Below are 8,259 nucleotides of genomic sequence, written 5' to 3' on the forward strand. Positions count from 1 at the left end.
CCACCGCCGTATTTTAACATTAGCTCACCTATGTTTGTTTTGCTAGTTCTATTAAATATACTTTTACCTGTCGCATAAACCATATTTTGACCTCTAAATCCTAAGATTTTATGAATTGATATATTGCATTCAGGATAAAGTGCATAAATCATAAAGCGATTACCTGGATAAATGATTTCTTCTTTGCTTAAATCTAAAACAACAAGGTTTTTATAAACTTTAGAGCATCTTTTTAGTTGTTCTTTAAATTCTTTTTCATATTTAATGTATAAATCGCTTCTTTCTACCACATCAGGTAATTTCATAATATCATCAATTTTATGATTTTTACAATAATCAATTAAATCCATCATAAGGTTATAATTGCTTATCCTAAAATCGTGAAATCTACCAAGTCCAGTTCTACTATCCATTAAAAAGCTTAAGAATTCCCAACCTTTAGGCTCAAGTACATCTTCCATTAAAAATTGAGCGCTATCTGCTTTATCAACAGCTACCATCATATCGTGCCATTCTTCAGGAAATTTTACGCCTTGTTTTTCATAATAATCATAAACAACTCTAGCAGCACTTGGTGCATCTGGAATAATTATATGATTATCTGCTTTTCCGTTTCTAATACTTTCGCTTTCGTGATGGTCAAACACTAAATAAGCATTAGGACAATATGGTAAGTTTGTAACAATATCATTATTTGTAATTTCTATTGTTCCATCTTGCATATCTTTTGGATGAACGAATTTAATATCACTTATTAAATCCATATGTTTAAGCAAAACAGCACATACAAGTCCATCCATATCACTTCTAGTAATTAATCTATATTTATTCATAGTTTTTCCTTTGTTTTTTTGATTATTTTTAAGTATTTTATACTATTTGATTGCATTTGTTTTATTTCATAATAACAATGCTCATCTTCACATCTTTCTTTTTCACTTGGAACATGTCCTAAACGATTAAAGACATAACCACCAATTGTAAGTTCTTCTAATTCATCATCATATTTAATATCTAGAATTTCTTCAACACTTTCAATATCTAGTCTTCCATTTACTATATAAACATTATCGTTAATTTTTCTGAAATCTTGTTCTTTTTTATCATGCTCATCGTTTATATCTCCAACAAGTTCTTCAATAATGTCTTCCATAGTTAAAAGCCCAGCTGTTCCACCATATTCATCAATTACTATGGCTGTATGAATTTGCTCTTTATTCATTTGAACAAGAACCTTTGAAATACTAATATTTTCTGGAACAAATAGAACTTTTCTTACACATTCATTTAAATCTTTATTTTGATTATCTAATAAATCTCTAATATGAATCATACCTAAAACATTGTCTTTACTAGCATCTATAAAAGGAAATCTAGTGTGTTTATAATCATGAACTATTTTTATATTTTCTTCGTATGAATTAACTTTATTTAAGCAAATCATATCTCTTCTAGGAGTCATTATTTCTTTCGCTACAATATCACTAAAATCAACAGCATTTTGTATGAGTTCGGTTTCAAATTCATCTAAAACGCCACTTTTTTGACTTTCGCTTGCTATGAATTTAATTTCTTCTTCAGAATGAGCTGCGTGCTCGTTTGTTTTTATTCTTAATATTTTCAATATAGATAAAGATAAGAAATCAAATGTAACTATGAAAGGTGCAAAAATTATTCTAAATAAATAAAGTGGTCTTGCTATCCATAAAACTATGCTTTCAGTTTTTGCAATTGCTATACTTTTTGGAACAATTTCTCCTAAAACTACATGAAGTAGTGTAATTAATATAAAAGAAATAGCAACAGAAATACTATGTATTGCTATAGGATTTACATCAAAGCTTGATAGAATTTTATTTAATAAAACAGCGACAGAACTTTCTCCTAACCAACCAAGAGCCAAAGAACTTAAAGTAATACCTAATTGAGTAGCTGATAAATAAGTATCTAAATTTTTATACATTTCTAAAGCTAGTTTTGAATTAGCTCTTTTTTGATTTACAAATTCTTCTAACTTACTTTTTCTAATCTTGACAATACTAAACTCAGATAATACAAAAAATCCATTTAAAAAAACACAAAACAATGCTAAAAACAGCATTAATGCCGTATAACTGGGGTCCAAAAAATCTCCTTGTAAAAAATAAAGCTAAAATTATAAACATACAAACTTAAAAAATAGTAAGAATTATAAAAAGGCATTTTTATATTAAAAATTAAAAGGAATTTAAAATAATTTGATTTATTTTAAATTCCTAAAAAATTATTTAGTGTATTCTACGCTAAAGCTTTCTTTTGCACTAATTTCGCTATTTGAGTGCATTCTAATTAAATCTTTTATATATTCATTAGTTTTTTTATCACTTGATAATTCAAGTTCAATACTTCCATCTGTAAGTTTTTTGATATTAGAATTGTAATCACTTGTAAAAGAAATATTATTAATAATATCAGCAATTGGCTTTAGATAATAATGCCCGCTAGTAGTTGTGCTTGTGTATAATTCGCTAATTTTACCAGTTGTATTTATATATTTTAATTTTAAATCACTCGGTAATAATTTTTTATATTTTTTACCAGCATCTGCTTTAGTATCTTTATACATTGCATAAGCAAAAATAAATGGATAATTTTTTGTAAAATTAACAGGAGTTCCTTTATCTATTGTTATGCTACTTGTAGTATCAAGATTAAATTCATTTACATCAGGCTTATTTAAAATGTCTTTACTAGGTGCTAAGTCATTTGTTTTTTGGAATTTCGTATAGCCTATTTTTGTAATAAATTCTAAATCATCAGGACTCGCTTCGTATTTTTTAGCAACGCTACTTAGAGTATTTAAATTTTTATTGACTTCGTTATCTAAATTTTGCATTTTTGAATCAAAAATCGCATTTAGTGTAGTATTGCTAGCGCTTAAAGTCATTTTGATTTTTTGATTTGTGATATTCATATTTTTAATACTTAATTTATTTGTATAAATTCTATATCTACTACTAGCTTGAGTATCGTTATTATCTAAGAAATTTAAATCAAAATCTATATCAATATCGCTAGGAAAATACTTATATACATATTCTAAACTATTAGCAGAGCTTGAGCCTTTATTTTCTATATTTACAGGTATATTTAGTGAATGTGTAAAATCGCAATTTATACCAGAACATTTACCCAAATCAGCTTCGCTTTGTCCTACAACTTCATCAGAAAATAAAACAGCATCAGATAAACCATCAGATGTTTTTATATTATTTAAATTCGTAGTAGATGAGCTAGTAAAATCAGCATTAATAGGCTTAATTAATATATGGCAAGATATTTTTCCATTAGCGTTGATTGTATTTGAAAATCCGGTATTTTCACATTTTTTATTAGTAATATCACTTCCTACAAAATCATTGTCTTTAAACTCAATAATTCCACTTCCAGCAAAAGGATAGGCAATTACCATATCAAAACTATAATCTTTATTATTGCGTTTAAAATTAATAGGATTTAGTTGGCTAATTTTGTTATAAGCACTTGTTTCTAAATCAAATGTATAAAAACTACCTTTGCTATTTGTAACTTTTAATTTAGCTTCTTTAATTCCTATATTTGAATTAATACTTAATTTTCTATCTTGGGTATCTAATACACTTGCTTTAAGGGTAGTTGGTAAAGGTTTTTTTAATCCTTCTCCTGCTTTAGTAACAAAATCATTTATTTTTATTTCAGCTGGTCTTACCATAAAGTTTTTGCATATTGGAGTAGGGGTTAATAATTTACCTTGCATATCTTTTTGAGTATAGCAAATATCGTGGCGACCTGGAGTTATATTGATAAATTCAATTATAAAATCTCCCATCATTTGATTATCAGGATTTACTCTAAAATCATCTTTATCGTATATTAAAACCTTAGTAGCTCTTCCATCATCGTGATTTACACTTGCAGTATTAGAAAAGAAACTAATTCTAGTTTTATCAGCTGCATGAACAAAACCTATATATACATTATCTCCAACCATTCTTGTATATGTATCATTAGCTATTTGTGCTTTTTTGTCATTTAAATCTTTAATACTAGGTCTTAAATCTTCTCCTAGACTAGGTTTTCTATTTAATATTTTCCAGATACTTCCAAAATAGTGTTGTTTTTGCACTATTTCTTCATCTGTTAAAATAAATGCTGCAGTCTCACTAACGCCTTTTATGATATTTTTACTATCTACTTCAAACATAGGTCTTTTATCGTTATCGTAAATTCTTTCTGTTGTAATTTCTATTAACGATGGTTCTTTTAATTTAAAGCTAAGTTCTCTTATGAAGTATTCTAAGTTTTCTGAATTAGCGTAATCTAAATCTAATTCATAATAAATCACACTTGGTTGCTTTGATTTTATAATGTAATCATTTCCATTTTTTGCTAAAGTGCTAATTTGAACTCTTAAATCTACATAATATTTGCTTAAATCTTTATCACAACATTTTATATAATTTCCATCTTTAGTCTTTGTATAATCATATCTTTTTTCTAAGTTTTGACCATTATAAAATGGAGTTATATGAACTTCAGGAATTTTATTAAATATAGGATATGTTTTATCTCCTACTTTTGCACTGCCTGCTGGATTTAAATCTTTTGAAATTAAACTAAATTTAGTGCTATTTGCGTCAGGATAGAATAAGAATTTAAAATTAGCATTAATTTCAGGTTTATTTTTATAAATGCCTACAATTGTATCAGCAGGGAATTTCCCATCTCCATAATTTTTACCCCAATTTACAATATCTGTAGATGTAAAATATTTTGGATTTTTTAAATGAGCGTATAAATCCCCTGGACTTGCTGTGTATTTTTTCATATTGTCTTTATAGTATTTATATTCTTCTTTTAATGAAGTTGGTCTTAAATGTAGGCTAAAGATTTTTGTGCTTATATTTTCTTGATTACCTATATCTTTAGGCATAATTCCAGCTCTTTCTCTTATGCCGTTTTGTTTGTATTTTGAATTCTTACATTCTTTTCGTATATCAAATAATCCAGGTCCAACCTTGATTATACAATCTTTTGAATTTTTGATTTCTTTATATATTGCTTTTTCGCCTATTGCACCATCTCTAGTTTTATGAATACTATAAATACTTCTTTCTTGTGTTGTATCTATGTAAGGAGAAAATCTTTGAATATATTTAGCATTTGCAAGTGCTTGATTGTTGTTATAAACGAAATTCCTAAGCCTTAAAGCTTTTATATCATAGGTTTTATGTTCGTTTGATTTCCACTGACTTTTTTCATTGTAATATCCATTGCTAGAAAAATAATATCCATCGTAATATTCCATATTAAATGTGTAGCATTTGCTTAGTCCTGATTTATTTTGTGCGAAATATTGATTATTTAAAAATCCCCATTTAGCATTACCTTTTAAAAATTCTTTAGGAGAATACAAGGCATTATTTTTTAAGAAAAATTGTTCTGAATATTTAGCGCATTCATCATTTGTATAATAAGCATTATCAGTTAAGGTCGCACCTACTTCGTTCTCATCTAGCGTTAAAGGTATTCCGCTAGCAAATCCTTGGTCAGGATTTAATCTACAACCTTTGCTTTTCATAAATCTTACAAAATCATTGTATGCGTTTTCGCTATCAGAAGTTGTGCTTGAGCCGTGCTGATAGCCTAAATAAGTATTTGCAAATCTATAAGCATTTGAGTTTTTTTCATTATTTAGTAATTGTTCGCTTAAAAAATAGCTAAAAATTGAATCATTATCGCTACTTGCTAAAAGTATGATTTTACCTGTTGTATTAACTTCAAATTCTTTAAACACATCTTGAATATACGATTCATCATAAAAATAAGATTTCATTGGAAAAGTAATTTCAGTATTTTTTACACTATCTAGCTTTTTAGGTTTTGAGTTTTGATGAGAAATAAAATCATCATAATTATTAGGATTATAATTAGTTCCCGCTGCATTATCTTCGTAATTTACACAAAATACATTTTCTCTAAATCTTCTTGAATCGGTATGATGAGATGATTGATTGCCTTGAAAATAGCCAAATTTTTTCACAATGCTATTTTGATAATCTAGTTTAGCCCAAGCATAATCCCAATTAAATCCCCAATTTACAATAATTCTTTGCTCGTCTTCCGCATCAGTTCTATTAAAATGATCATCTATGTTAAAGATTTGATAAAGTTGAAAACAAGCGCTTCTGCCTTTATCATTATTTCTTGTATTATTTATAACGCAATCAGCTAAATCTATATCTGTATGTTGTTTATGGTTTTGAGTTCCAAAATACATTCCGAAAGGATGAACTTTATTTGTATATTCATAAGAATAAAGATTAGATATTACGAGTAGTGATATGAGGACTTTTTTCATTATGCACCTTTAAATTAAGATTTTAAGTTAATTAATTATATTTTTTAGTTTTTAAATTAAGATTAAATTAAAAAATTATGATTTAAAAGAGTATTTAAAAATAGCCCCTTTTTCATAATTAAATGCTTCATATACAATATCGTATTTTTTGCAAATATTTCTTACTATATTAAGACCTAAGCCAAATCCACCTTTAGCTAAATCTTCTCTAGCATATCTATGCCAAATTCTTTTTGTATCTTTTATGCCAATTCCTTCATCTTGTATTATAAAAATTATTTTTTCATTTGATTGGTTTAAAGATATTGTAATTTTAGAATTAACTTTTGTATATTTAATTGCATTTGAAATATTATTATCTACAATTCTTAGTAACTCTACTTCGCTGATTAATACATATAAATCATTAGTGATTTCTAAATGAAATTCCACACTTTTCATACTAGCAATACTATTAAAAAAATCAATTCTTGTTTTTAAAAAATTAGAAAAATTAATATTTTTTAGTGGGTATTTAGCATTTGGATTTTCTATATAAAATCCTACATCATCATATGTTGTTTTCATTTGATTTAGTGCTGCTTTAATTCTTTTTTGATATTTATTACTTTTTAACATATCAGCATTTAATAAGGCTATACCCAATGGAGTTTTTAACTCGTGCATTGCATCATAAAAAAATGTATTCATAGTGTTTTTATACCAAATTAAACTTTTGATATTGTTTTTATAAACTAAGTAAATTAAAACAAATAATATAAAAGTTCCCCCACCAAATACTATAGCAGCATTGATTATGCTTTTGTTATAAACGCAAGGTTTTGATAGCACCACATTGTATGTTGTATTGTTTATTTGTTTTTGGAATTTGTAATAAAGCAAAGAATTATGAGTTTTATATATAAAATCATCTTTTATATAGTTTATATCAAGTTCGCATTTTAAAATTTCTTCATTATTGAAAATACATATTTTTATATCTTGTAAGTTATTTAAATCCTTATTTATATAACTTGCTAGTTCTAATAGTGTAGAGTTTTTATCATTAGCTACACTTAATTTCAATATATTTATAGCTAACATTGATATGACTAAAGCTATAAGGGTTAATAGTATTGTTTGCTTAGACATTGATTTTATAGCCAAGTCCTCTAGATGATATTATAAAATCATCGCAAGTTTTTGCTCTAATTCTTTTGACATATACTCTTACATCGCTTGAACCATTGGTTTCAAATTCTTCATTTGCCCCCCCCATACATATTCATAAATACTGCTTACATTTACATAACTTGATTTATTGCTTAACAAATATTCAATCAATGTGATTTCTTTACTAGTAAGCTCTATTAGAGTTTTATTTTTGCTAAGACTTTTAGAAATATAATCATATACAAACTCGCCTGAAATTGTGATTGTATCATTACTTTGAGTGTTAAAAAATTGTTTTAATAATTCTTTAATTCTATATTTTAATTCATCTAGTTCAAAAGGTTTTTTAAGGTATTCATTGCAGCCTAGTTCATATCCTTTTTTAATACTTGCTATATCAGTTCTTGAAGTCATCATCATAATAGGGTTAGTAATATTTAAGCTTTTTATATAACTTAATACATCAAAGCCATTAGTATTTATTACTTTTATATCAAGTATATAAAGATGATAAAATTTATTTGCGATAGTTTTACAGGCTAAGTCGCCATCACTAAAAACATCAACACTAAATCCTAAATCTTGCAAATATTCACAAATACTAGTAGCATATAAATAATCATCTTCAAGCAATAAAATATTCATAATTACTTCCTTAAAAAATGTTTATTTTAGTTTTTTAATATTATTTTTAGCTAAAAAGTGTCTAAATTAGGATATTTCAATCA

Annotated in this window: 6 protein-coding genes; all 6 read right to left on the reverse strand. The window is 26.3% G+C overall.

Annotation, left to right across the window (positions count from 1 at the left end; genetic code table 11):
• A partial coding sequence (locus AVBRAN12647_RS09390; RefSeq protein ID WP_336615092.1) for an exopolyphosphatase occupies positions 1 to 833 on the reverse strand: 833 nt, incomplete at its 3' end.
• The gene (locus AVBRAN12647_RS09395; RefSeq protein WP_214118732.1) at positions 830 to 2,101 is read right to left on the reverse strand and encodes a hemolysin family protein; all 1,272 of its coding nucleotides are present in this window, start codon (positions 2,099 to 2,101) and stop codon (positions 830 to 832) included. The genes AVBRAN12647_RS09395 and AVBRAN12647_RS09390, both read right to left, overlap by 4 nt.
• Positions 2,102 to 2,263: 162 nt before the next feature.
• Positions 2,264 to 6,379 (reverse strand): hypothetical protein, encoded by a 4,116-nt coding sequence (locus AVBRAN12647_RS09400; RefSeq protein ID WP_336615093.1) that lies wholly within the window; start codon positions 6,377 to 6,379, stop codon positions 2,264 to 2,266.
• A 75-nt stretch (positions 6,380 to 6,454) separates the two neighbouring features.
• Entirely contained in the window at positions 6,455 to 7,462 is a 1,008-nt protein-coding gene (locus tag AVBRAN12647_RS09405) for a sensor histidine kinase (RefSeq protein WP_336615094.1), read from the reverse strand.
• A 40-nt stretch (positions 7,463 to 7,502) separates the two neighbouring features.
• Complete coding sequence (locus tag AVBRAN12647_RS09410; protein ID WP_336608237.1) at positions 7,503 to 7,637, reverse strand: helix-turn-helix domain-containing protein; 135 nt, start codon at positions 7,635 to 7,637, stop codon at positions 7,503 to 7,505.
• Positions 7,589 to 8,176, reverse strand: a complete 588-nt coding sequence (locus tag AVBRAN12647_RS09415; protein ID WP_336615095.1) for a response regulator transcription factor — start codon at positions 8,174 to 8,176, stop codon at positions 7,589 to 7,591. Before AVBRAN12647_RS09415 ends, AVBRAN12647_RS09410 begins: the two co-directional genes overlap by 49 nt.
• Between the last annotated feature and the right edge of the window lie 83 nt (positions 8,177 to 8,259).

The organism is Campylobacter sp. RM12647 (assembly GCF_020138135.1).
Lineage (GTDB): Bacteria > Campylobacterota > Campylobacteria > Campylobacterales > Campylobacteraceae > Campylobacter_E.